The sequence below is a fragment of the Cohaesibacter haloalkalitolerans genome (genome assembly GCF_003574655.1).
In the GTDB taxonomy this organism is placed as follows: domain Bacteria; phylum Pseudomonadota; class Alphaproteobacteria; order Rhizobiales; family Cohaesibacteraceae; genus Cohaesibacter; species Cohaesibacter haloalkalitolerans.
In genome coordinates, this window is sequence record NZ_QNUM01000002.1 from 216147 (window position 1) to 240773 (window position 24627).

At 55.6% G+C, this 24627-nt stretch carries 21 protein-coding genes and 1 riboswitch; of the genes, 9 read left to right on the forward strand and 12 right to left on the reverse strand.

All coding sequences use genetic code 11. From position 1 onward, the window contains the following. Positions 1-109 precede the first annotated feature (109 nt). Positions 110-745 carry a MarC family protein gene (locus DSL70_RS04845; RefSeq protein WP_119306791.1) on the forward strand — a complete coding sequence of 212 codons (636 nt, stop codon included), beginning with the start codon at positions 110-112 and terminating at the stop codon, positions 743-745. Positions 746-845: 100 nt separating this feature from the next. Here DSL70_RS04845 and DSL70_RS04850 read toward each other — a convergent pair whose 3' ends face one another. Both DSL70_RS04850 and DSL70_RS04855 read right to left on the reverse strand, forming a co-directional pair. Continuing rightward, a complete protein-coding gene (locus tag DSL70_RS04850; protein WP_119306792.1) occupies positions 846-2501 on the reverse strand; it encodes a methyl-accepting chemotaxis protein in 1656 nt (551 codons plus the stop codon). A 12-nt stretch (positions 2502-2513) separates the two neighbouring features. Next, positions 2514-3119 carry a hypothetical protein gene (locus tag DSL70_RS04855; protein ID WP_119306793.1) on the reverse strand — a complete coding sequence of 202 codons (606 nt, stop codon included), beginning with the start codon at positions 3117-3119 and terminating at the stop codon, positions 2514-2516. Between the two features lie 617 nt (positions 3120-3736). On the opposite strand from DSL70_RS04855, the gene DSL70_RS04860 reads away from it, so the two are divergent. Both DSL70_RS04860 and DSL70_RS04865 read left to right on the forward strand, forming a co-directional pair. Further along, a complete protein-coding gene (locus tag DSL70_RS04860; RefSeq protein ID WP_119307266.1) occupies positions 3737-4591 on the forward strand; it encodes an alpha/beta hydrolase family protein in 855 nt (284 codons plus the stop codon). Positions 4592-5095: 504 nt separating this feature from the next. Next, entirely contained in the window at positions 5096-6577 is a 1482-nt protein-coding gene (locus DSL70_RS04865) for a methyl-accepting chemotaxis protein (protein ID WP_342635284.1), read from the forward strand. Between the two features lie 173 nt (positions 6578-6750). On the opposite strand, the gene DSL70_RS04870 is transcribed toward DSL70_RS04865, so the two are convergent. Continuing rightward, positions 6751-6960 carry a SlyX family protein gene (locus tag DSL70_RS04870; protein ID WP_119306794.1) on the reverse strand — a complete coding sequence of 70 codons (210 nt, stop codon included), beginning with the start codon at positions 6958-6960 and terminating at the stop codon, positions 6751-6753. Between the two features lie 185 nt (positions 6961-7145). Between DSL70_RS04870 and DSL70_RS04875 the strand changes: the two genes are divergently transcribed. The 3 genes from DSL70_RS04875 (at position 7146) to DSL70_RS04885 (ending at position 9409) form a co-directional block, all read left to right on the forward strand. Then, a complete protein-coding gene (locus DSL70_RS04875; RefSeq protein WP_119306795.1) occupies positions 7146-7628 on the forward strand; it encodes an RrF2 family transcriptional regulator in 483 nt (160 codons plus the stop codon). A gap of 123 nt (positions 7629-7751) precedes the next feature. Next, on the forward strand, positions 7752-8216 hold the full coding sequence (locus tag DSL70_RS04880; protein ID WP_119306796.1) for a phage regulatory CII family protein: 465 nt from the start codon (positions 7752-7754) through the stop codon (positions 8214-8216). A gap of 182 nt (positions 8217-8398) precedes the next feature. Continuing rightward, positions 8399-9409, forward strand: a complete 1011-nt coding sequence (locus DSL70_RS04885; RefSeq protein WP_119306797.1) for a hypothetical protein — start codon at positions 8399-8401, stop codon at positions 9407-9409. An 805-nt stretch (positions 9410-10214) separates the two neighbouring features. Here the strand turns inward: DSL70_RS04885 and DSL70_RS04890 are convergent. Then, a complete protein-coding gene (locus tag DSL70_RS04890) occupies positions 10215-10952 on the reverse strand; it encodes a ChbG/HpnK family deacetylase (RefSeq protein WP_119306798.1) in 738 nt (245 codons plus the stop codon). Between the two features lie 996 nt (positions 10953-11948). Next, positions 11949-12053: riboswitch (SAM-I-IV-variant riboswitch) on the forward strand. Between the two features lie 92 nt (positions 12054-12145). Here DSL70_RS04890 and DSL70_RS04895 point away from each other — a divergent pair. Then, entirely contained in the window at positions 12146-12487 is a 342-nt protein-coding gene (locus DSL70_RS04895; protein WP_119306799.1) for a hypothetical protein, read from the forward strand. 41 nt (positions 12488-12528) lie between these two features. Here the strand turns inward: DSL70_RS04895 and DSL70_RS04900 are convergent, their stop codons facing one another. The 7 genes from DSL70_RS04900 to DSL70_RS04930 all read right to left on the reverse strand — a co-directional run bounded on the left by DSL70_RS04900 (position 12529) and on the right by DSL70_RS04930 (position 20558). After that, on the reverse strand, positions 12529-13659 hold the full coding sequence (locus DSL70_RS04900) for a glycoside hydrolase family 3 N-terminal domain-containing protein (protein WP_119306800.1): 1131 nt from the start codon (positions 13657-13659) through the stop codon (positions 12529-12531). A gap of 117 nt (positions 13660-13776) precedes the next feature. After that, complete coding sequence (hisG, locus tag DSL70_RS04905; RefSeq protein WP_119306801.1) at positions 13777-14763, reverse strand: ATP phosphoribosyltransferase; 987 nt, start codon at positions 14761-14763, stop codon at positions 13777-13779. An 11-nt stretch (positions 14764-14774) separates the two neighbouring features. Beyond that, the gene (locus DSL70_RS04910; protein WP_119306802.1) at positions 14775-15923 is read right to left on the reverse strand and encodes an ATP phosphoribosyltransferase regulatory subunit; all 1149 of its coding nucleotides are present in this window, start codon (positions 15921-15923) and stop codon (positions 14775-14777) included. Between the two features lie 32 nt (positions 15924-15955). Continuing rightward, entirely contained in the window at positions 15956-17437 is a 1482-nt protein-coding gene (gene hisS, locus DSL70_RS04915; RefSeq protein WP_119306803.1) for a histidine--tRNA ligase, read from the reverse strand. 377 nt (positions 17438-17814) lie between these two features. Then, a complete protein-coding gene (locus DSL70_RS04920; protein WP_119306804.1) occupies positions 17815-18636 on the reverse strand; it encodes a mechanosensitive ion channel family protein in 822 nt (273 codons plus the stop codon). A gap of 390 nt (positions 18637-19026) precedes the next feature. Continuing rightward, a complete protein-coding gene (locus tag DSL70_RS04925) occupies positions 19027-19707 on the reverse strand; it encodes a DNA-3-methyladenine glycosylase I (protein WP_119307268.1) in 681 nt (226 codons plus the stop codon). Between the two features lie 137 nt (positions 19708-19844). Beyond that, complete coding sequence (locus tag DSL70_RS04930) at positions 19845-20558, reverse strand: protein phosphatase CheZ (protein ID WP_245418096.1); 714 nt, start codon at positions 20556-20558, stop codon at positions 19845-19847. Positions 20559-21079: 521 nt separating this feature from the next. Between DSL70_RS04930 and DSL70_RS04935 the strand changes: the two genes are divergently transcribed. Both DSL70_RS04935 and DSL70_RS04940 read left to right on the forward strand, forming a co-directional pair. Next, entirely contained in the window at positions 21080-21883 is an 804-nt protein-coding gene (locus DSL70_RS04935; protein ID WP_119306806.1) for a DUF2927 domain-containing protein, read from the forward strand. A 440-nt stretch (positions 21884-22323) separates the two neighbouring features. Next, entirely contained in the window at positions 22324-23040 is a 717-nt protein-coding gene (locus tag DSL70_RS04940; RefSeq protein WP_119306807.1) for a L,D-transpeptidase, read from the forward strand. A 203-nt stretch (positions 23041-23243) separates the two neighbouring features. On the opposite strand, the gene DSL70_RS04945 is transcribed toward DSL70_RS04940, so the two are convergent. After that, a complete protein-coding gene (locus DSL70_RS04945; protein WP_119306808.1) occupies positions 23244-24551 on the reverse strand; it encodes a GGDEF domain-containing protein in 1308 nt (435 codons plus the stop codon). Positions 24552-24627 lie beyond the last annotated feature (76 nt).

Genomic DNA, 24627 nt, shown 5'->3' on the forward strand with positions numbered 1-24627 from the left:
GTTGTGCCGCGATTGCAGTCCATACGGATTGACACCTGTTGCCTACGCAGCCGACGAGCATACAATCTAACTGCTCCACCCGTTCGCCAGACCACAAACAGAGCCTGCCATGACCTCCTTTACCATCGTCAAGATGTTCGGCGTGTTTTTCGCCATCATGAATCCCTTTGTCAATTTGCCGATCTTCCTGTCTCTCACGGACGGCTTCGGGGTGGCGGAGCGCAAGCTGCTGGCGATCAAGGTGGTGCTGTTCTCCTCGGTCATGTGTCTCGTGATCCTGTTTGGCGGACAGGCGATCATCAGCTTCTTCGGAATATCCGTTGATGACTTCCGCATCGCTGGCGGCGCCGTTCTGGCTCACATCGCATGGTCCATGCTCAATGGGGACGATGCGGCCTCACACCATGGCTCGGATCAGGAAAATGAGAACCCCAAGGTTCTCAGCGCCCTTGCCTTTTATCCGCTCACCTTCCCGATGATTGTCGGGCCGGGCACCATCGCGACCCTGATCATCTATTCCGGCAAGGCTTCGGGGCTTGCCGGGGTCGGAACGATTGCCGCAGTGCTCGCCGTAATCCTCGTCATGTTGCTGCTGGTGTTCTATTTTGCCTCGCTGTTCAGCGCCTTCATCACCCAGACCATGCGCATCATCATGATGCGGCTGATGGGTATGATCCTGCTGGCCATCGCGGTGGAAATGATCATCTCAGGCCTTAGAACCCTGTTGCCGGGCCTTCTGGGCTAGGCTCCCCGACAACCAGCAAACGGACGCAGATTACAGCCAATAGCAAAAGGCCAGTCACAGGGACCGGCCTTTTGTTTTCATTCATCAGCTTGGACAGATATCAGGCTGCGAGCACGTGGTTGATGAAGGCGTTGGCCTTTTCCTGCAACTCGCGGGTCTGGTTGTTCATGTCTGCGATCATGGCCTGAACAGAGGCGGCAAGGTCGCCGGTTTCCTGTGCAATGCCGGACACGGTTTCGATGTCCTTGCTGACATGATTGGTGCCGGTTGCTGCTTCGTTGACATTCTGGGCGATCTCGGAGGTCGCGGCAGACTGCTGATCCGTGGCTGCCGCCATGGCCGTGGTCTGTTCCGTGATTTCCAGAACCTTGTTAGCGACCGTTTCGGTTGCGCTGATGGAACTGTTGGCAGCATTTTCCATGTTGGTCAGCTGGCGATCGATTTCCTCGGTTGCCTTGGCGGTCTGGTTGGCCAGATCCTTCACTTCCGCAGCCACAACGGCAAAGCCCTTGCCTGCTTCCCCGGCACGTGCAGCCTCGATGGTGGCGTTGAGAGCCAGAAGGTTGGTCTGTTCCGCGATATCGTTGATGAGGCGGGTCACCGATCCAACCTCCTGCAGAACGCGCTGCAGATCAGCAACGGACTGGCTGGTCAGCTCGACTTCATGGTTGGCTTCGGTTGCCAGTCGGGCGGCACTGGTGACCTGACTGGAGATTTCGCGGATAGAAGCCGACAGCTCCTCGGTCGCACTGGCAACAGCCTGTACATTGGCATTGGCCTGCTGGGTGGAGGCGGAAACAGCGACGGAGCGTTCAACCGTCTCACCAGCCTTTGATGCCAGATGAGCGGAGTTCTGTTCCATCTGGGCACAGAGATCTGCCTGCCGGGTCACGATGGAACCGACCACCTTGTCGAACTCGTCGGCGAGACGGCGCATTTCGCTCTTGCGATCCTGTTCCGCCTGCTTGCGATTCTCGTCTGCTTCCAGCTCGAGTTCCTTCGACCGGCGCAAGTTGGTCTGGAAAACCGCCAGAGCCTGATACATCTTGCCGATTTCGTCGCCGCGATTGTTGCTGATGTCAACGTCCAGATTGCCTTCGGCAAGCGACCCGGTAACATTCACCATCTTCTTGAGCGGGCGAGAAATGATCATGTTGTTGAGGACAGCAAGGCCCAGCGTTGCAACAAGCATGGCAACAAGACCGATGAGGGCGGCGCTTGTCACGCTGTTGAGCTCGGCATTCTGCTCAGCCGTCAGTTCATCCATTCTGGTCTGACGATTGACAATCTCGGCATCGATGTGTGCAAGCACATCCTTCAGCTTTTGGTTGCTTTCGCCAGAAACTTCAATGGCGCGAGCCAGTTCCACGGTCATCGGGTCACGCATCATCTGCAACTGTGCCCCGGCAAACCGGTTGTACCAGTCCATCCATTCAGCCTTCACCTCGGCAATGCCCTGCTGGGTGGCATTTTCATCAAAGTGACCGGACAGTTCATTGAAATCGGACTTCACGGTATCGGACCAACTGAGATCTCCCGTCAACAGGAACGACTTCAAGGCGATCGCCTGATTCTGGATGTCGAGCTTGAGCCCTTCCATGGCCGACACCTGATTTTCAACGACCTGACGCTGGGCAACTGCTTTCTTGGCAGCATCGGACTTGAAATAGCTCACCAGTCCAACGGCGATCCCGACCATGGCAAGGAGGCCGAAGAACAAAAGGCTTTTGAAGGTCAGAGAGACATTGTTCAACATTGGGCGAGCCTCCTAATTTGTTTCGGCCATACGGCGTGCCCACTCGGTCAAATTGACTTCGATGGTCGCAGCTCCGATGAGATTGCCGGTTTTGGGCTCGGTCAGGCTCTTGTTGAGCTGAACGCGCCAGATCTTGAATGTATCGTCCCATTCCGGTTCGTCGACAAACACCGCGTCCGGTCCAACCAGATAAGTCTTCTGATACTTGGCTTCGTCGCCCTGCCAGAAGTCGGAAGTGATTGAAGATTGGCCTACATTGAGACCCTTGTTGTCCATGACGAAGATTTCAACGAACAGCCCCACCGACTGCCCCTGCATGCGGGACAGATAGACAGACAACGGGCCTGAAAGGGTCGCCGCGATCAGAGGTTTGTCGTCGACTTCCGTTTCCTTGCGCCACTGATTGTCTAGCGCTGCGATCTGGGATTCATTCATGTTGCCGTATTGGGCATTATGCGCGTTGACGCTGACGGCAACGATCTCGGTATTCAGCCAGGTGTCGATCTGCTTTGTCAGAGCCTGAAGGTTTTGCTGATCTAGTCTCGGTGCTACTGAGGTCTGCGCCTGAGCGCTCACGGACAGCGCAAGCGCGCCAAGAGCGATTAAGAGCTGCTTCATTGATTTTTCCTCGTTATAATTTTCATTAAATTCTGAGGAAAATTACTTAACAATACATTGCAATATTACATTTCATACGTGTTTCTAGCCAAAAATTTATAGATTAAACTATAAATTGCAAAGTTTATAATTAAACTTTTAAATGAATTCTAAAGTATAGATTAATAGTAGAAATACAAGTCACTCACTGATCAAGACTTTCTGTGTCGAAATATTACCTACGAAAATTTGACAATACTCAACTCCAGTCATAGCAACCATACTCAATCAGCCAGATCAGCACGGCTCATCGGCAGGTAAATGTGCCTCATGTGGCTTTGATAAACACTGCCCATCCATTGCGCCGAGGCAGTTCATCCACCGGCTTTCACGGTGCTGCCATTAATCCTTTTCAGAATGCCATCGGCAAAGCATGAACAGACTGGAAGCTCTGCTGCGCTGGGGCATTCGAAAAAGTCCATCCATCAGCGTCAACTGACCGCCCCCCGTTAACCGCTTCAATTGCTGAAGTAATTCCCGTTTGCTCTCAGGTGGTTATGGGATTAGATTGGATATGAGCATTTCCTTCACCAGGTCCCGGAGCGTTTTCGCTATCTGGACCGTTCAGTCATATGGCCATGTCACAATCCTTGTTCGCATCCCTGTTCTCTCCGCTATCCCTGCCCGCACAGCCTCCGGAGGCAGAGATTTCGCGCCTTGACAGGCGTATCAGTGCTCCAAACGTGCTGTCAGGGCTTTGGCCGGACCGGCAGATGCAGGCCGTCCATACGCCGGAATTGCACAGTTTTCGCGTTGTAAAGCCTTGTGCGCAGGCGCTGGTCTATGCCGGTGGCGGCTACACCAAGCTGATGTATGACAAGGAAGGGCTGGAAGTGGCGCTGTGGCTCAACAGCATGGGCATTGACGCTCATATACTCGTGCACCGCTTTCCCGGCGGGGATAGCGGCACAGGGGGCGTCTATAATAGGAGTATTGCCCTGACAGATGGAACAGCAGCTCTCAGGCTGTTGGAACAGCAGAGCGCTGCCCTGCCGCTTTTCCATGTCGGACTGTCGTCTGGCGGGCATATGGCCGGTCTCATGGCCTGCCAGCCCAGCAGTCTAGATGTTCGCGGTGCGCTTATCGCTTATGCCCCGATCAATGCCAATCATCGCCACCACAAATATCCCGAGGGCAAGGCGGACTATCCTCCCGTCCAGAAGCAGGACTTTTATGATGACTGGGCGATCGGCATGGAGGGGCACCCCCACGGCCTGCCACACTGCCCACTGTTTCTTGCCTATGCCCTGCAGGACCGCTCCGTACCGGTTCAGCATGCGCTCAATCTGTTACAGACGGCCAGCCGAAACAATCTGACAGTCGATGCCCATATATTCGGGACGGCACCGCATGGATTTGCGTTGCGCAATCTGGATGGAACTCATGCCAGTTGGCCCACATTGGCGCAAGACTGGATCAGGCGACGGCTCTGACGCCTCGTCCCCCTATTCAACAATCTGCCACTCTGTCAAATCATCCCACGGTCTTCGTGCCATCACAACAATGCCCTGATAGCGGATGCTGGACCACAGGTTCCTTGACCAACAAATGACGGTCGTACTGTTGTTGTCGCCCGGCCCAATTTTAGTCACCATTATGCACAACAACCATGAGATGAGAAACCCAAATATTCCCCTCACCAATTCATGATAAGAAAGAACAAATCCTCCTTTTCATCCTGCCCCGTCACTTTCATCAAGAGTAGAAACATTGCCTTCTACACCCAAACCTTCTTTTGATTGCAAAATACAACCATTTTAGCGTTACCGAATCCTATCAATATACATGATAATTCGAGTTATTTATTTATTTATCTCAAACTATATAAGTAAATTCCCTCATTTTGTTTTAGAACCAATTTAAATATTTAAAGCTACCTTTACCAATAGACTGACATACTCCGCAAAAAATTCGGGTCTTTGTGCGAGGAAAGCATCGTGATCTCTATAACCAGCAACAATGATAACAAAGCAAAACTGGACGCAATCGGAAGCGCTTGGGCAATCATCGAGTTTGATCTTGATGGTACCATTCTGACTGCCAATGAGAATTTCTGCAAAGCTCTGGGATACAGTCTCAGTGAGATCAAGGGTAAGCATCACAGCATGCTTGTCGATCAGACCTACAGGAATTCGTCTGACTACAAGACATTCTGGGAAGATCTCCGCAAGGGCAACAACCAGTCGGGCGAATTCCTGCGGATCAGCAAGACAGGTGGCGAGATCTGGATCGAGGCTTCCTATTGCGTTGTGAAGAATCGCAGCGACAAGCCGGTCAAGGTCATCAAGATCGCCTCAGACATCACCGAGCGAAAGAAGCAGGCGATCTCCAATCAGGGACAGATCGAAGCCATCAACCGCTCGCAGGCTGTCATCGAATTCAATCTGGATGGTACAGTCATCACGGCCAACGAGAATTTCTGCAAGACGCTTGGCTATAAACTGAGCGAAATCCAGGGCAAGCACCACCGGATATTCGTAGAACAAGGCTATGCGTCCAGTTCAAGCTACAAAGACTTCTGGAACAACCTGCGAGAAGGCCGGTTTCAGGCCGGTGAGTTCATGCGCCTTGCCAAGAACGGCGACCAGATCTGGATACAGGCCAGCTACAATCCCGTATTCGATCCGCAAGGTCGGCCGGTCAGTGTGGTGAAGTTCGCAACCGACATCACGGCAAAGGTCAAGGAGCGCCAGCGCCGTGCGGCGATCCAGAAGCAGATTGACGCTGATCTGAACGACATGGCCCAGACCGTGTCTGACACCAACGAGCAGGCCTCCACTGCAGCCGGAGCCGCCATTCAGGCTTCGTCCAGTGTCCAGACCGTCGCAGCAGCAGCAGAGGAACTGGTGGCTTCCATCGAGGAAATCAGCCGTCAGGTTTCGCAGGCCACCTCCGTTTCCCATCAGGCGGTGGAAGAAGCAAACCAGTCTGCGACCATCATGAACGGGCTCTCGGACGATGCCCAGAGCATTGGGGACGTGATCGAGCTGATTGACAGCATCGCCGCCCAGACAAACCTCCTGGCGCTCAATGCGACCATTGAGGCGGCTCGAGCCGGTGAGGCCGGACGAGGCTTTGCCGTCGTGGCTGCCGAGGTCAAGGAACTGGCCTCGCAAACGACCAAGGCAACCGAAAATATCAGCGCCCGCATCAATTCCGTGCAGCATTCCACCGCCGGGGCCGTGAGCGCCATCAACGCCATCAAGGATGTCATCCAGCAGGTTAATGACATCTCCAGCAGCATCGCCGCTGCAATTGAGGAACAATCTGCAGTGACACGCGACATCTCGGGTAACATGCAAACCGCATCGATCGGCGTGGCCACCATCACCGAGAATGTTGGTGCCATATCTCAGGCAACCTCGCACATGAACGCCTCAACGCGAAGTGTCCGCGAGGCTTCAAGTCAGCTTGGCTAAGGGGCAAGCGCCGAGTTCGATCCCGGTACCAGGGATCGGGAAACAAAAAGAGGTCAGCCTGACGGTTGACCTCTTTTTTATCTTCACGGTCAGCGACCGGTGCGACCCAGGCAGTCTGGCCCAAGCACTCTACCCATGAAGCGAGGGCAGAAGAGCCGAAAGGCAACCGCCTTTCAGTAGTGGGGAGGCTTTTCATTGCCGGGAGGGCTGATATTCTCCTCCAGCTCGACCAGAGTATCCTGCAGCGACGAGACCTGCCGGGACAGGCGGTCAATCATTTCCCACTGTCGGGACACCATTTGCGAGAGGTCGTCGATTGTATTGGCCTGATGCGTGATCTGGATTTCCAGATCAACGACACGGCTTTCGAGTTCCTGTGTCAATTGACTTCTCCCTTGCTTGCTACCGGTTCAATTGTGTCGAACCTGACGGCTAATAGCGCACTTTTGTGCCTTCCATGCAAGATGAAACGGTAAAAACATGACTTTCATCTCGATAATTGACGCAGCTCAAAGAAAAACAAGAGGGGCGCCTTCAGGAATGCATGACAACCAAAGTGAGGTAACACATGAGATTGGCCAAAGGAACCGATTTTGCCTATCGGATTTTAATGCTGGTCGCCATGAATGACGAGCGCAGCCTGACGGTGGAAACCGTTGCCTCCGCTTTGCGCCTGTCGCGCACGCATTGCATGAAGCTGATTGCCAAGCTTTCCAACAACGGCTTCCTGAAAACGACGCGCGGTCGCGGCGGCGGGCTCGTATTGGGCATGGCAGCCGAGGACATCCATATGGGTGATGTTGCCAAGGCGATGGAAGCCGATTTCGGCGTGGTGGAATGTCTCTGCCCGCGCTGCAATGATGATCCCCAGCCGGACTGCCCGATGTTTGGCGGCTGCGAGATGTCGCGTGTGATGTCGCGCTCGATCAAGCAGTTTGTTGCTAGCCTCAACGAGCACACGCTGGCAGAAATTGTCGAGAAATCGAAAAACTCCAAACATCTTGTTCTCGAGCCAGACGGCACCCTCGTGCCATGTTCACCGGCAGAATAGGGATTTTCCCCTCTTTTCCGCCCGTGATGTGATTCTGACAGGCTCAGGCTCTTTTTGCGCAACCGCGTCCAATGTAAGGTTGTTCCGTCTCGACTCAGCAATCTTGACGGCAGGAGACCTTTCATGAGCCCGATGAAAACCAAGGACCGGGGAAAGCACTTCGGATTTCTGGTTCGCAAAGCCATCACGGAGAGCAAGCGGTATGACATTGCGTCTGTCGCCAAGGGCACAGACATGAGCTATCAGTCGCTCTACCAACGGCTACAAGGAACCACCCCTTTTTCCGCAGATGAAATCCGGCGGCTGATCGCCTTCTTCCCGGACCCTTCGCTGGTTGGCTATCTGTTGAAAGGGACACCGTTTGTTGCAGCAGAGCGGCTGGAGGCCGAGGACGGCGACAGCGAGGACCATATCTTTCAGGCAGCCCATCGCATCGTGTTCGAAGCCTCCGACGTTCTGGAAGCCATTGATCAGGCTCTCAAGGATCGCCGCATCGATCATCGCGAAGCGGCGACCATCATGCAGGCCATCGACGATGCCGAGCGCGGCCTGATCTCGTTGAGGGAATTCGTTGCTGGCATGAAATGACGACCGGGCGACCCTACTGCCTGCTCTATCGCCATCTGCAAGCACACCAGTAAAATGCACGCAGATTAAAATTCACCCTCCGGTTTTAATCGACAGCGGCCACTCGTCTCACCAATTATAGCAATAGAAGAACGGCGCTGGCGGTCAATCCGTTCGTTCCCCATGTTATCAAGGTGAGCATCGTGAACAAGATTTCTTCAAAGGGCTTTGACGCCCCCTCTCCATTCCCGACAGTTCTGACGGCACCGGCCATCGCACCCAGTGGCATCGAGTTGCAGCAGCTGACCCGACAGGCCACCATTGGCTGCAGTTTTGACAGTTTCATTCAGAACATCACGATACGCGACATCATTCTGGAATGCGAAGGAGACGGGCCGCTCGCCCAGCATCCGGCTTTTCCCGGCGCCGTTCGTCAGGCTATCGGATCCCAGCTGATGCAGACAGCCTCCCGTGAAGCCTTGGCCGGTCTGCCTTGCCCGTGGAGCCCAGCCTGCGGCTTTCAGGTCTTTTTCAATGGTATCAAGGGCTCCGGCAGCATGGAGCAACAGCAACACGGTGACGGCCTGACGCCACCATGGGTATTGCGTGGCGAGACGGCGGATGCCTCTAGTGTACGGATAACGCTGCGGCTTTTCGGTCTTGGACTGCTCTGGAGCAGCGATCTGGCCGATGCCTGCCACCGCGCCGTGGAACAAGGCATCTTCATTGGCGGTATCGGACCGGTGTGCGAGGGGGTGTTGATCCGCTCAACAGAATCCGTCTGGTCCGGGTTCGAGGATGCCCCCGCCAATGCCGAACGGGCAATGGTCAATTTCAAGACCCCATTTCACTGCATTGAGACTGACGATGCTCCCTCGCTCGGTGCGCAATTCATGCAGAGCCTTGTCGATCGCGCCTGCGAGCTCGCACGTTGGCACGGCCTTACCCTAGCTGATGAGCTTACTTCGTTCAGGGCTGTTGCAAGGGATTGCCGTTATGATGAGAGCGGGTTGACCTCCCTTCAATGGAATCGGGCTGTCAGCCAGAGGCGCAGTGCCTCCATTGCGATGCAAGGCCAGACCGGCCTCATGCAGATCCTGCTGCCCGAAGAGGGCCGCCAGCAAATCATCCAGTTGCTCCGCATGGGGGAACTGCTACACACCGGCCCGAAATTGGCATTTGGCCAGGGCCGCTATGAGTTGTTCCTTGTCTAAACCTCCGCAAGAGGCGATTGAGCCTATGGGCTGGCAGTGAAACTCTGTCGGCCTCCGGCGCTCCAGAGGCTCATCGGGCCGAGCGCATTTTCTCCATGTTGAAAAAACCTGAGACGGTGAAACAGAAGCGAAAATTGCCCCACATAGCGATACATTCATTACACAAACGATGACCGTTGGCTAAAGAAACGCAAAAAACAGCACAATTCTGAGTCAGGTTTTGAAGATAATTGCAGGAAGATGCGAAAGAGGCGGGCCACCAGTCCCCCGAAAAGCGGCCCGCCTTGTCGCAGAATCGAATGATGTCCGACCGCGACTGTGTCTCACATATGATCAGTTTGAACCGATCAAATCCGGCACGTGCATCTGTTCAGTCTGTCAGAGCCCGGCACCGGAACAGGCCCTCACGAATAGCTAACTTCACGAGAAGTAAGATCAACCATTTCAGTGACATATGTCAAAAGCCATTCCGCTGTTCCAACCAAATCGGCACCTCTAGACAACGCGCCTGGCGCGGGCCTGTTCTTGAGAAGAATACCGATATGACGAACGGAAACAGACCCGTATGGCCTGGTCTTCCTGCTTGCTTCGCGACATCCAGCACGACGTCAATTGTGGCGACCAGACAATGAAATCGCCCAAATATTCATCAGTGATGTGCTATTAGCATACCTCTACCCCTCAGGAACTCAAGTGGAGACCTGAAAATTTTGCACGGAATTGTTGCATAAGCCAAAGTGGCGCAGCTGAACCTTCCCGCAGGAAGTCGGATCATCCATAAACACAATGCAATCCGATCAGACGATCAGAGCCAGCTGAGTTGGTGCACCCGCATCATTGGATCCTTGTCGAATCGCTTGAGGCGATCATCCTCGAAGGCCGGACGAATGGCTGACCAGACCTTACCGTCCTGAAGCCAACTGCTTCTTGGCGGCAGCCGTCCGGGCTCCTGGACCTCCATCATCGCCCGTCGGACCCACGGCTCGCGCAATTGATCGTTTGCTTTCCAGGCATAGCGTTTGATCAGGCGATCCTTGAAGCTGGTCGGCAGCGGCAGGAAGGGGCAGATGACCGGCAGGCCCTTGGTTTCGAATTTGGCAAGGGTAGCCGTCACCGCGCGGGAGGCAGGACCAAACGACAGGATTTCGGTTTGCAGGACCAGAAAATCGGGCTTCCGGCCCAGATGTGCGGTGAAGCGCCTGAACTGGGCGCGAAACTCGGCCTCCAGCGGTGCCTCGTCCAGCTCGAAACGACGAGCTGCCCGAGCCAGATCTTCAAGCCGTGGCAAGTATCCCTGATGCTCCCTATTGTCGGGAGTAAAGCCGGTCGAGAGAGGAGAAAACTCACCCGACAGGGTCAGACTCAGACCGACGATGGGCCGCTTGTGGGCCTGTTTCAGAAAGGCCTGCAGTCCCAGCGCACTCTTGGGCCATAGATCGGAAACCGGCAGACAGGCGATCGCTCCGATCGTCCCCGCTCTCACGAGTTGGATGATTGCATCATCAACCCCTTGCGCCAATCCATAATCCAGAGCGCACAGCATCGCCCAACTCCAAAAGCCACAGGACAATCCTAGGGGATTTCATCCAGGTCGAGCACCGTCAGTGAATGGGCGGCTCGCGTGAATGCCCAAGGCATCTCTCAGCGATGCATGCGCTGATGCTCGATGAAAATCAAGACCGCGCCCATGTTGGGGCCTTTTCTCCCCACAACCATCGGTAATCAAAAATAATGACCCGGTGGGTTAAAAAATGCATAACGCATGGACGAGACACAACCCGGAGAAACAGTCTAAGACACTCTACACCTATAAGGGAAGTGCATTTATTGCGCATCTGCTTGTCTAGATTTCCATTCAAATTCAAACCAAACCATAGCATTGAGGCATGCCAAGCAATTCCACCTATTATTCTTTGAATAAAAATCAATAAATACTATTTATCTCAGCATATAATTTAAAATCTCAACGCAACAATCCTATTTAAACGATATATACACAAATTTAATCTGACCAATATTTCGCAAAAGACAAAAGTAATATTTATTTTTTCAATCAAAAAGACACCTAACTCGATAAGGAAAATAAATATTTGCATTTTATAACTACCCAAAATCAATCTTATACCAAACATCCAAATTAGAAGGACTATGGAAATTCAAATAAATAGCGAATATAGTCAAAGACAAGAAAGGCCAAAAACAAAAGATGCCGACGGTGTCAGTCCCCCAACAAGACACTAAAAGAGCATAATATACGGTCTTTCCAAAGAACGGTCCCCACACACATACCGTCACTAGAGGTCGTCATCCGACGGCCTCTTGTTCTTTTTGGCTCTCCCAACTGCAATCATTGGCTGCCAACAGCGGATCTGGCGAGGCCGACGGGTGCCATTGTCTGCGCGACCGCAAATTGGTCACAGGTTCAATTTATGCGAGCAATCTGGACGGATGTCCAAGGATGGCGTCTGAAAAAATCTTCCCCCTTGTACGAACTTTCCACAAGATACTTGATTATATCTCAAAGATGCTTTATTCGTGTCGTCATCATCATGAGAAGGGCTGACGCCCTCGCCAACCTGCCAACCGCGGCAAGGTGGCACCTGTACGGGGATGTGGCGGCATCTTTGCAAACCGCGAAGATGGACGCAACTCAGCGGAGTTCCCATACCTGTTGTCGTCAGTCTTCCAAACCCGTGCATGGGCGTTTTCCCATGGGCCTGTTAGGAAGGAAACACAATGTTTGAAGCAGTCGATCAGAGTTTCGATTTTCCTGTCACTCACGCCTCCAGCCTTGCAAAGGAAACGGAAAGCAGGAGCGAGATCAAAACCACAAAGGCGCCAAGCGAGGCGACACTTGAGGTTTTGAAAGCAGGCTTCCGTACACGTGTGATGTCCTACCGCTCTGCCTATGATCTGGGCGCGCGTAGCGGGCTTTCCCTTTCCAGCCTCAAAAGCCGCACCGAGCAGAGCGCTCGCCTCATTCAGGCAGGCCTTGGCTATGCTGTCGATGAAACCGTGTTCGCAACACTGGTCTTCCATTATCCGGAACTGGCAAAAGCCCTGTCGCGTCAGCGCTAGGGCTCCGCTGCCGTCACGGCAAGGCAGAACCTCGGGGGATTTCAGGCCGAGCGGGATTTTTTCAGACGGGCTGCCGTTGCGAGAATCTGGCTCTCCTGAATCTGCCCCTGCCGAACTGCGTCCCGAATCCAGCCGACAGCCTCTACAGGCAGGTCGGCATTCGGCTTGAGGGAGTTTGACAGCAAGAGAATATCATAGCCGGCCTGAGCGGCCCTGATGGCCGCTTCCCTTGGCTGGGCGATCTTGCGAACTGCCCCCATATCCAGATCATCGGTCATGATCAACCCGCCAAAGCCCATGCGGCGGCGCATGACTTCCTGAACCAGCGTGCTTGAGAAGGTCGCCAGTTCCCCGTCATTGCCCTTGCCCACGCGCACATAAAGATGACCGGACATGATCACATCGGCCAGCCCTAGGCGGACCAGTTCGGCAAAGGGCTTCAGTTCTTCCGGCTGCCAGGTCTCGCGAATATCGACAAAGCCATTGTGGCTGTCGGCCTTGGAAAGGCCATGGCCGGGGAAATGCTTGAGCGCAGTGGTAATGCCATAGCGGCGGTGAGCTTTGACGAAGGCACCGGCGTAGCGGATGACCGTATCCGCATCCTTGCCATAGGCACGCTTGTTTTTGCCGATCACCGGGTTATAGGCCCGGTGCAGGTCAGCCACAGGCCCAAGATTGAAGGTGAAGCCCGCCTCGGCCAGCTCCCTTGCTGCTGTGGCGTAGATCTTTTCGGCACCACCTGGGCTGGTCTTCTGGGCGATGGTGAGCGCTGGTGCAATGCGGGTAAAACCGTGCTGCTCCCTGAGGCGCTGGACGGTGCCGCCTTCATGGTCGATGGCGATATGCGTCACCCCGGCATCATGAAACAGCTTGTTGAGCCCCAGAACATCCTTGCGGGTGCCGATGTTGGTGGACAGATAGACAACCGACGCCGCCCTGCCCTTGGCGATATGTCCGGCGATGGTGCGCGCAAAGGAGCCGCCAGCACTCTTGCCGGAGAAGCCCACCATGACAAGACTGCCAATGGCGCGGTCGAGCTCGGCGGCGTTGACCACACTGGCACGGATGAGCGCCGGAGCGGCCAGACCGGCAGCGACCAGCTTGAGAGTGGCGCGGCGGGAGAATTCTCTTGTCATTGTCACTGTCATGGTCTTGGTCATGCTCACAGTCATTGGAGGCTCATCTGCTGCTGAAAGGGCGACAGCACTTGTCGGGTGCTCGTCTTGCCGCAGAGTGCCCCCAGCAATGCGTCCAAATCAAGGCCGTCCCGCACACCGGCGCAGAGCTCCTCAGGCTTGTTGCCCGAGGCGCTCCAGCATGTGGTCATAGAGAGGGTTGGAGGCCTCAAAGACATAGTCAAGGCGGCCAACCGACACTGACACCGCCCCCAGAGCCCTCAGACGGCTGGCAATGGCATAGACCGAGGCTTCCGGCGCGTGCAGGCGCACGATATGCTCGTTATGGCCATAGGGCGCAGTAATCCCCGACTCCTCGAACTCGTCACAAATCTGCTGGCTGATGGCCGCCGCATCATAGTGGGCTGCGGTGATCTCGCGGACGGTACGGGCGGCTTCCTCGGCTTGAATGCGATCAAGGATTTCCGCCAGAGCCGACTTGGCCTCGGCCGACCAGTCTGCCGTCAGCGAAGCAACGAGGTTGGCCTCGGAGCGCAACATGACGCCGTCTTCAAGGATCTTGAGATTGTTGGCCTCAAGGGTCGAGCCGGTCGAGGTGATGTCGACGATGATGTCGGCAGAGCCTGCAGCGGGTGCTCCTTCGGTTGCACCAAGGCTCTCGACGATCTTGTAGTCAATGATGCCATGGCTGGCAAAGAAGGCGCGGGTCAGATTGATGTATTTGGTGGCTACGCGCAGGCGATGGCCATAACGTGCCGGCATGTCCATGGCCACGTCGCCGAGGTCTTCCATGTTGCGCACGTCGATCCAGGCCTTGGGCACAGCGATGACGACATTGGCATGGCCAAAGCCGAGCTTGATCAGCAGATCGATGTAGCTCTCCGGCTGGGCCAGATGTTCTCGGATCAGATCCTCGCCGGTGACACCCAGATGCACAGAGCCGGCTTTCAGCTCCTTGGCGATCTCGGAAGCGGACAGGAAGGCGATCTCGACATTGTCGATGCCCTTGAGGTGGCCGCGATAGTTGCGCAATCCGCCGGGGCGGGCCACGTCAAGACCGGCGCGGGCGAAGAAGGCGTTGGTGTTTTCCTGCAGGCGGCCCTTGGAGGGGATGGCGATGATCAGAGGGGTCTTGCTCATTGGCTCACTCCTTAGGCCCGGGCTTCTGTTTGCGTGAGACGATCGAGCCAGACGACAAAACCGATCGCCGGAACCGCTTCGACCGCATTGCCTCGTCTGGCGCGAGAGGCCAGAATGCCCAGCAGGCGATCATAGCGCCCCCCACCGGCAACCGGCTTGTCTTCACCAGCGAAATGCAGTTCGTAATTGAAGCCCGAGTAATAGTCGAGGCGACGGCCGAAATCGGCCTTGAACTGTAGTTCGGTGCCTTCCGGCACAGCAGCCTTGATCGCCTTGATGCGCTCGGCAAAGCCAACAAGGGCATCGCCCAGAATGGCGCCGACCTCATCATCGAAGGCGGCCAGATGCTCAAGACTATCATCAAGCGAACCCGAAATGGACAGATAGCGGGCGATAATCGCAATCTTGTCGGCGTCCCATCCGGCCATGGCAGCCAGCTCGGCCTTTTCCATGTAGCGTTCGGCAATGTCGCCAACAGAGCGCCCACCGACGGCTGAAAGTCCTGCGATATCGAGCATTTCCTCGACCGCCTCGCGGACATCTTCAGGGGCCTTGCCTTCGAGGATACGGGCGAGACCGGCGGAAGCACCGTGGGTCTCGGAGCCGCCCTGCTTCAGGCGGCGCAACATGCGGTCGAGTACACGGCGATCGCCGAAGGCCCCTTCAAGGCGACGCTGCCAAACGGCAGGCGTGCCCAGCCCGTTGAGCAGGGCCGAGAACAGGCCAAGATCACCGATGGTCACGATCGGGCGCTTGCCCGAGAGGCTTTCCACCATGGCAACAGCGCTGGCGACACTGGCAGCATCAAACTCGAAGCCGCCGAGCGGATCGATCTGCTCGATGCCAGCCTGATGGAACTCGCCGGGTTCATCATCTGCCCGCTGCCGGAAGACCGGGCCAAGGCAGGCATAGGTTGCCTTGCGCGTTGCTTCGCCGTGGCGCAGATGGTGAAGACATACCGGAATGGTGAACTCGGGCCGGAGGGCCATCGCCTCGCCGTTGGCACCGGGCGCAACATAGAGACGACGACGGATATCCTCGCCGATGAGATCGACAAACAGATCCGCGGAATAGAGGATCGGCAGATCGATCACTCTGGCACCTGCCGCATCAAACTGACGGGAAAGCGTGTCCCGCATGGTTTCGGTCAGATGAGTCATGGCTATCTCCTCTCGCCTTTCCGGCTGAGCGGTTATTTCGTCGCAGCGCGCACCGTTTCCCGGTCCGCAGCCTGATCAGCGAGCATCTTCTTGACGGTATCGACCATCTCGGCCAATGGCACTTCGACCTGAGCCGGACGGCTCTCTCGCCAGGTGGCGTTGTCCTCGATTTCGGCGGACAGGCGCTTGCCCTCCTCCAGATCCTTGATCTGGACGATGCCTCTTGCCTTTTCGTCCGAGCCCTGAATGATGGCCAGCGGGCAGCCGCGCTTGTCGGCATATTTGAGCTGGTTGCCAAACTTCTTCCAGTTACCCTGATAAAGCTCGGCACGGACACCAGCAGCGCGCAGATCCTGCACCATCTTCATGTAATGGCCGAGGCTATCGACATCGCCATCCATGACGGTGACCAGAACCGGCGCGACCATGCTTTCATTGCCCAGCTTGCCAAGGTTCTTCAAAGCCGTCATCAGGCGGGAAACGCCGATGGAGAAGCCGGTTGCCGGAACATCACGACCGACAAAGCGCTTGACCAGACCGTCATACCGACCGCCGCCACCGACGGAGCCGAACTGGACGACTTCGCCCTTCTCGTTGGTGACATCAAACAACAGCTCGGCCTCATAGACAGGCCCGGTGTAATATTCGAGGCCGCGAACGACGGACGGGTCGATCTTGATGCGATCCTCGCCATAGCCACAGGCGTCGAAAATGGCCTGCATGGTGGCGAGCTCGCGGGTGCCATCATTATCCATTTCGAGCGTGCCGTCGGTGAAGGCGATTACCTTCTCGACATTCTCGGGGCTGAGACCGGCGCCCTTGGTGAAGTCGCCGCTCTCGTCCTTGCGGCCTTCGCCGAGCAGCAAGCGGACGCCATCGGGTCCGAACTTGTCCAGCTTGTCGACAGCGCGCAGCACCGTGAGACGGGACTCTGCGTGCTCGTCACCACCAAAACCGATCTCTGCCATCACGCCATCGAGAACCTTGCGGTTGTTGACGCGGATGACATAGTTGCCGCGCTCGATGCCGAGGGCTTCCATGGTGTCGGCCATCATCATGCAGGCTTCGGCGTCGGTCTGGACGCCCGGAGCGCCGACGGTATCGGCATCGAACTGCATGAACTGGCGGAAGCGGCCCGGCCCCGGCTTTTCGTTGCGATAGACATAACCGACGCGATAGGTGCGATAGGGCAGCTGGATCTCGTTGATATTCTCCGCCACGTGGCGGGCCATCGGCGCCGTCAGGTCATAGCGCAGGCTCATCCACTGCTCGTCATCATCCTGAACGGAGAAGACACCGGCATTGGGGCGATCGGTATCGGGCAGGAACTTGCCCAGACAATCGGTATATTCAAAGGTCGGCGTCTCAATCGGGTCAAAGCCATGATGCTCATAGACAGCCTTGATTTTAGCGATCATGTCATCGGCGCTGCGGATGTCATCCGCAGTCCGGTCCACAAATCCGCGCGGCAGGCGGGCCTTGAGCTTGTTGGGCTTTTTATCTTTTGCCATGATTGGACGTCACTTTGATTAGAATGGATGTTGAAACAGGCGCGGCTCTTATGCACGCCTTGCGCGCTTTTCCTAGCCCATCCAGGGGAAGGCGGCAAGAGAAGAGCGCAGAATCGGGGGAAGTTGGGTGCGAAACTTCACGTAAATGACATCAAAATCGGCACACGTCTGCGCGGTGCCTGCCGATCGCTGCCAGAATCCGCATTAACTCTGGACATAACACCGATAAGGCAGACATTAGCCCCGTTCAAAACCGGCCCGTCCCGTAAGTTGCACACCGAAAAGAGCAGGCAACAAAAAGGGCGGCCAGCCAAAAGGCAAGCGGGCCGCCCTTCTGAGAATTGTCAGAAGGCTCGTCGGTGGGTATGCGCAGGAGGAGCTCAGCCTTCTCTTGCTTCCTTGCTGACGGAAATGATCTGAGTGTGGGGATAGGGAATATCGATGCCGTTGGCGTCGAAGGCATATTTGACATTCTTCAGCAGATCGCACTTGAGCTGCCACCAGTCGGACGGCTTGCACCAGACGCGCAGGGTTATGTCCACCGAGGAATCCCCGAGATTGGTCACCCCGACCCACGGGGCCGGATCGCCCAGGCTACGCTCGTCGGCGTTGACGACATCCAGAATGACGCTCATGGCCTTGTCCGGATCATTGGCGTAGTCGATGCCGAACACCAGTTCCGCCCTGCGGGTGGTGGTGTTGGTATAGTTGATGATTATCGAACCCCAGGCCTTGGAGTTGGGCATGACAATCCTGATATTGTCAGGGGCTGACAGCTCGGTGACGAACAGGTCGATGGACTTGACCGTGCCCGAGGTCCCCGCGATATCGACGAAATCTCCCAGCTTGTAGGGGCGGAAGATGATCAGCATGACGCCGGAGGCCAAGTCACTGAGGGTTCCTTGCAGCGCAAGACCAATGGCCAGAGAGGCAGCACCCAGAACGGCGACAAGACTGGTAACCTGAAAACCGAACAGCTGCAGCACCGCGATGCCGACGAAAGCCAGAATGAGCCATTTGACCACAGAGGCTGCAAAATTGCCCAGCGTGTCGTCAATTCTGGGATGGTTGACAATACGGCTGCGGATGAAGTTGGCCACCAGACCGGAGACAAAGAAGCCAAGCACGAGGAATATGATCGCCTTGGCAACATTGATGATGATCGGCGTATAGGCCCCGACTTGCGCAGTAAGTTCTTCCATTTTGTCCTCTCGGAAAACATCTGGTTCTTAGATAAATGCTGATGCTGCCGCCGGAAAAATCCGTTACCTTCCCTCTCAGGGGATCGGATTGGCTGAATGAAAACAACACATTGACCACGCGGCAAAAGCAAACATATATCTTTTTACGTATATACCGCCAAATGGCAACCACCTTGGCCCCAGAAAGGCCCGAGCCATGTTTGCGTTGGAAAACCCAGCCACAACAGCAGTTGCACATGTCATGCCGCAAGGCACAGCACGAGCCCCGGCACCAGCTTTCTCATAACAAGACGCCCGAGCGGCTGAATGGTTCCAAAATCAATCGTGCTGATTGCGCACCAAGCCATGCCCGTTCACAGGCGCTGACGCAAGGCAGCTCCCGACAGGCTCTCAGGGGCGCTCAAACTGCTGCCGCAACTGTTCGATTTCCGCCCGGCAACAGCAGCCTTCCAGATGATCATTGACCAGCCCCATCGCCTGCATGAAGGCATAGACCGTTGTTGGCCCGACAAAGGACCAGCCGCGTTTCTTGAGATCCTTTGAAATCTGAACCGACCGCTCCGTCTTGCCCAGTTGCCGCAGATCTTCAAAGCCAAAACGAGCTGGCCGTTCATCCGGCCCCGGCTCATGGGCCCAGAAATAGGCAGCAAGCGAGCCGAACTCGGCCCGCATCTCCTTGGCCCTTGCGGCATTGTTGATGGTGCTCTCGATCTTCTTGCGGTGACGCACGATGCCTTCGTCGCCAAGACAGCGTTCAATATCGGCCTCGGTGAATGCGGCAACCTTGTCGATGTCGAAGTTGGCAAAGGCGGCGCGGAAGTTCTCGCGTTTTCTCAGGATGGTGTACCAGCTGAGGCCCGACTGGAAGCCTTCAAGGCAGATCTTCTCAAACAGGGTGCGGTCATCCTTGACTGGTCGGCCCCATTCCCTGTCGTGATAGGCCAGATAATCCGGCTTGCCGCCATGCCACCAGCAGCGGACCTTGCCGTCCTCCCCGATCAGCAAGCCGTCTCTTGGCTCAGGATCAGGCCCACCTTCAGGCAGGCCATCAGCTTTGGCATCTGTTGTCATGTCTGTCATCGGTCTGCCTCCGGTCAATATGTTCCACATTTGTTCCTTACACAGTATCGTCGAGCGAGTCAAAGCAAAAGCCCGCCGCATCAATCGATGCAGACGGGCTTTGAAATCGGATGATCGTATGACAATGCTCAGTCGAACAGGGCGTCGATATCGTCCTGGCTGGCCACGCCTTCTTCGTTGGCAAGAGCCGGACCATTGAGCAAAGCGGCGTCGCCGGTCTTTTCCAGCGGGTTGACGACTTCCATCTCCTGAAACTGCTCGATGCCGCCCCAGATGTCCATCATCGCGACAATACGCTCCTCGATGAAGCGCAGGACATTGACCACCTTGGTGATGCGCTGTCCGGTCAGATCCTGAAAGTTACAGGCTTCGAACACGGAAACGACGGCGTCCTGAATTTCGTGTGTCCACTGGTCTTCCTCACCGGTGAGAACCTTGGACAGTTTGGTAGAGTTGCCGTCAATGATCTCGGCGGCTTCAAGGATCTGCTCGGTTGCCTGCTCGGTGCCGAAGACAATGGCGTCGAGTTCGTCGGTGACCCGGTTCATTTCGGCAGAATGCAGGCCGTTGACATGCAGCGTTGCGATTTCGCGCTTGGTTTCGGCAATGGCTTCGTAGATCTGGTCCATTTCCGCCTTGATCTTGACCGCTTCGCTCAGCTCTGAACGGAAGGTTTCGACCAGACTTGTGTTGAGCTCCTGAGCCGGTTCAACCAGACGACGCAAGGCCGCCAGTTCGTCCATGATCTGCTTGTGCTGATCGTTTGAGAGCGCGCTACTCACTGCCTGGGATTTCAGCGGAGCTGCATCACCCAAGATCTGTTCAATCCGAAATGGTTTCATTGCCAGCGCCATTCCAACTATACTCCCAAACTCAATTACTCTTATTATTTAAAAAGCCGGATAGCATGACAATCTATCATCGAAATGCGGTCCGAAGGCACCAAGTCGAACAGACTTATTGCGGTCACGATAGCCATCCTTCGTTAAAATTGGGTTTTTGAATGCAATTTATTTAAAGACTTTTTTCTTTAGGAACTTAGACAAATAATCATCGTAAAAATTAGGTTCATTTACTTATTCTTTTGAGAGCAGGAAATAAGATGCTTTACCTTTAGAAGAACAGGCGCACGGTTTGCACAAGGCGCATCCTTCAGGATGGTTCAGACCGTTGCCGCCGCAGCCCCGCAAAGCGCGGCAAAACGTTTTTCGGGGTGAAGCTATGAATTGACGTTGCCCGCGCAAATGGCCATTGTAAAACGACATCGGCCACGGGGGCACAGAAGGTGCTTATTGGCGATTGTCCTGCGCGTGCAGTGCCATATCGGTTTGATCATCTGTCCGGGGTGGAGTGGACACACTAAATGCTGATTTGTAGTGACTCTGTACCGTCTGCCTCGCGCAGATCGGCTGTTGTTCCCTTTGCCGGGCGGCACCGACGCGCCCTATTGTCAAGGCTTACCGGACTGTTATGCCTGTTGCTGGCTTTCCTCGTTCAGCCAGCCTCGGCCTCGCGTCTTGATGACGACGAAGTGGCCAACGGATTTTACAAGACAGTATTCGGTGCCGAAATCGAAGCCCTCAGTTGGGGGACACAATCCAAGCGGGTCAAGAAATATGTCACCCCGGTCAAGGTCTGGATCGAGAACAGGGCCAGACGAAACCGGCTGAAGACTGTCCGCAGCTTCGTCGAAAGCCTGCCCACCAGCATCCCGGGGCTGCAGGTACGGATGGCCAACAACAGCAAGGATGCCAATTTCCATATCTATGTGGTTGATCGGGATGATTATGTGCGCACCGTGCAGGAAGAGGTCTACAACGACCAGACCATGGACGTGCCGGGCCAGTGCATCGTCCGCGTCCTGTCGCGTCGATCCGGTATCTTGCGCTCGGATGCGGTGATTGTCTCCGATCAGGGGCACTCGATCTTCCGGCGCTGCATGGTCGAAGAGATCCTGCAGGGGCTGGGGCCTGTCAATGACGACAAGAGCCTTGTGCATTCCGTGTTCAATGACGAGACGACCTTTGACTATTTCACCCAGTTCGATCGCCTGATCCTCAACATGCTTTACAGCCCGGACCTGAAACCGGGCATGACACTCAAGCAGGTCAAGCCATTGACAGCCGGTCTGTTGCGCCATGCGCGACAGGCAACCGGCCTTTATTGATCCCCTGCCCGATTATCGATCAGCGCCTGCCCAGACCTGTGAAGGCCAGAGTCTTAACCTGACTCTGGACATACTGCGCCTGAGTGGTCCCCTTTGCCTCCGGCCTGCGGCCTCAGACTGCTGTTACTCCAGCCCTCCAGTCTGGCAAAATGCGCCATTATCGACCGCAAAGGAGACGTACGGAGGACATCATCAAAGCCTGAGCGGACAATTTACCCTTTTGTTAAGTATAAATCTCCTGTGCTCACGCTTTCTTAACGCTGATTCCAATTGGCTCGACAATCAAGTTTTCATTAACCTTTCCGATTGGTTTCATGGCTAGAATTTGAATGAAATACAGAAGCAACTGTTAAGTATATTTCGCCAAGGGGATTTCGCTTCTGTTTCACCTGTGGCCGGTGGCCATTTGTATCGTCGATTTCGTGTTGTGAGTTCTATCGATGAAGCATCTGCTTATTTCCGCCTGTACTGTTGCCTTGGGGCTCTCTGGCCTTGCGCATCCGGTTTCAGCCAATTCGATACGCTATGCTCCGCCACCGCCGGTGATGTTGAGCCCGGACCAGATCCAGCCCTGGGTCATGCAGTTGCGCCCCGGGCGCATGGTGGCGCGTCCGGTAGACGAACGCCCGCTGATGAACAGGGTCGCCTCTGTTCCGGCCCAGCCGACCTATGAAGCATCGAAAAAAGTTGCAGCAACCCGCGTGCGCGGTGTCGATCCTGCCTTCCTGCCAACCGTGATCACCTATAACGGCACGGAAAAGCCCGGCACGATCATCATCAACACCAACGAGCGTTATCTGTATCTTGTCAACAATGACGGAACCGCACGGCGGTACGGCGTTGGTGTTGGGCGCCCCGGTTTTGAATGGGCCGGCACCCACAGGGTTTCGCGCAAGGCCGAATGGCCGCGCTGGACACCGCCTGCTGAAATGCGCGCCCGTCAGCCGGGCCTGCCCGAATCCATGGAAGGCGGTCCGCGCAACCCGCTTGGTGCCCGCGCCCTCTATCTGGGCTCAACCCTTTATCGCATTCATGGCTCCAACGAGCCATGGTCCATCGGCCATGCCGTCAGCTCCGGCTGCATCCGCATGCGCAACGAAGACGTGATCGACCTTTACGAGCGGGTGCCTGTCGGCGCATCGGTGAAGGTCATCTGATTGACTCTGACTGGCAGCTGTACATTGGGAGGGACTTGACTGCTGCCACTCCACTTCGGTTTTTGACTTGAGAGTGATCCGGGATCGGATCCAACTGGGGCTATCTTCGAGATAGCCCTTTTTCTTTTCAGCTCTGCAAATGGGGCAGCAAAAGCTGGCACCCCCGCATACGAGCCAATCCGCCATGCGTTTGCTCAGGAGAGCTAGACGAAGGCCACAGACCGCAGACGTTTTTCGTGATACATGCGCGCATCGGCCAAGGTCATCAGCGAGGCGTAGGTCCCGTCTCCCTCGAACAGATGGACGATACCGAAGCTGAGGCCGACATCCTTGAAGCCTTCCTTGTCCAGCGTCCGCTCCACCTTGTTGATGTGAAAACGCAGCTCATCGGCATCCAGAGCGCCCGCCCGCGGGAAGACCTGTACCAGCTCGTCGCCACCAAAACGGAAGACGCGGCTGTTCTTGTCGATCTTCTGAAGACTGTCTGCCACCAGCCGCAAGGCGCGGTCACCCTCGCCGTGCCCCAGCGAGTCATTGACGCGCTTGAAGCCATCCATATCAATCAGCATGACAACCGAGTTGCGCATGGCGTGAATATCAAACAGGGTCTGGACGTCGGCCTCTTGCAGCTCGCGCTGCATTTCCTCCAGACACTCCTGCAGAAAGCTCTCAAGCGCCCGCCGGTTTCCGTGACCGGTCACTACATCGGTGTTGGCATCGGCGACAGCCTTGCGCACACGCTGCTGGGCGGAACTGACTTCGAAATACGGGCCATAGAGCACAGCCAGTTCCTTGAGCAGGGTTACCCTGTGGCTCATGTGGTGCGGTTCTTCCTCATCCGCCAGCAGGGCATAACCAACGCAGTCCTTGCGATGATTGCGCAGGCTCATGCCGACCACGTGACCGATACCCTGCGCCCGCAACTCGCTGGCGTTGACAAAGTGATCCTCAAGGCGGGACGTCAACAGCACATCATGGCTGCATGGCTTGCTGTCAGGTTGCGCCACCAGATTGGGAAAGCGGTTGGCTTCCAGATGGTCGCCATCGAAAGCCAGATCGAAAGTAACGCCGGGCAGCTCCGGATCCACCACGCCGATGGCAATCCAGCGTGAGTTCACATGCTCGCGCAGCACTTTCATGGCAGCAGAGGCAGCAGGCATGCCATCGCGAATCGCGTCGGCAAACTGGGACCGCAGAGACTTGATGCGTAGTCCCAGACGATTATCAAACTTGACGAGGACAAGCTTGTTCTGTCCGTAGGTGTGGCACTTGAAATGCCATCCTTCCAGTTGGGAACGGGAGACGAGTTTCGCTTCGCGGCTTTTCTGGCAAGCACATTCATCCACACCGATAAAGCTCATCAATCGGTTTTCCAGATGTTCCGGTAACCGCTCCATCGCCTTGTTTCGGTAAAGTTCTCTGCCAGTCGGATCGATGATCAGAATGCCGTCATTCAAGTCATCGTAGATCGGAAAAAGATCCCCCGCAGGCACAGTCGAACCAATGTCCATTCTAACTGTCCCATTCCAATACCCAAAATCACCTATAGCCCACAGATGATAAAATCTCCTTAAGAGGCTCTTTTCA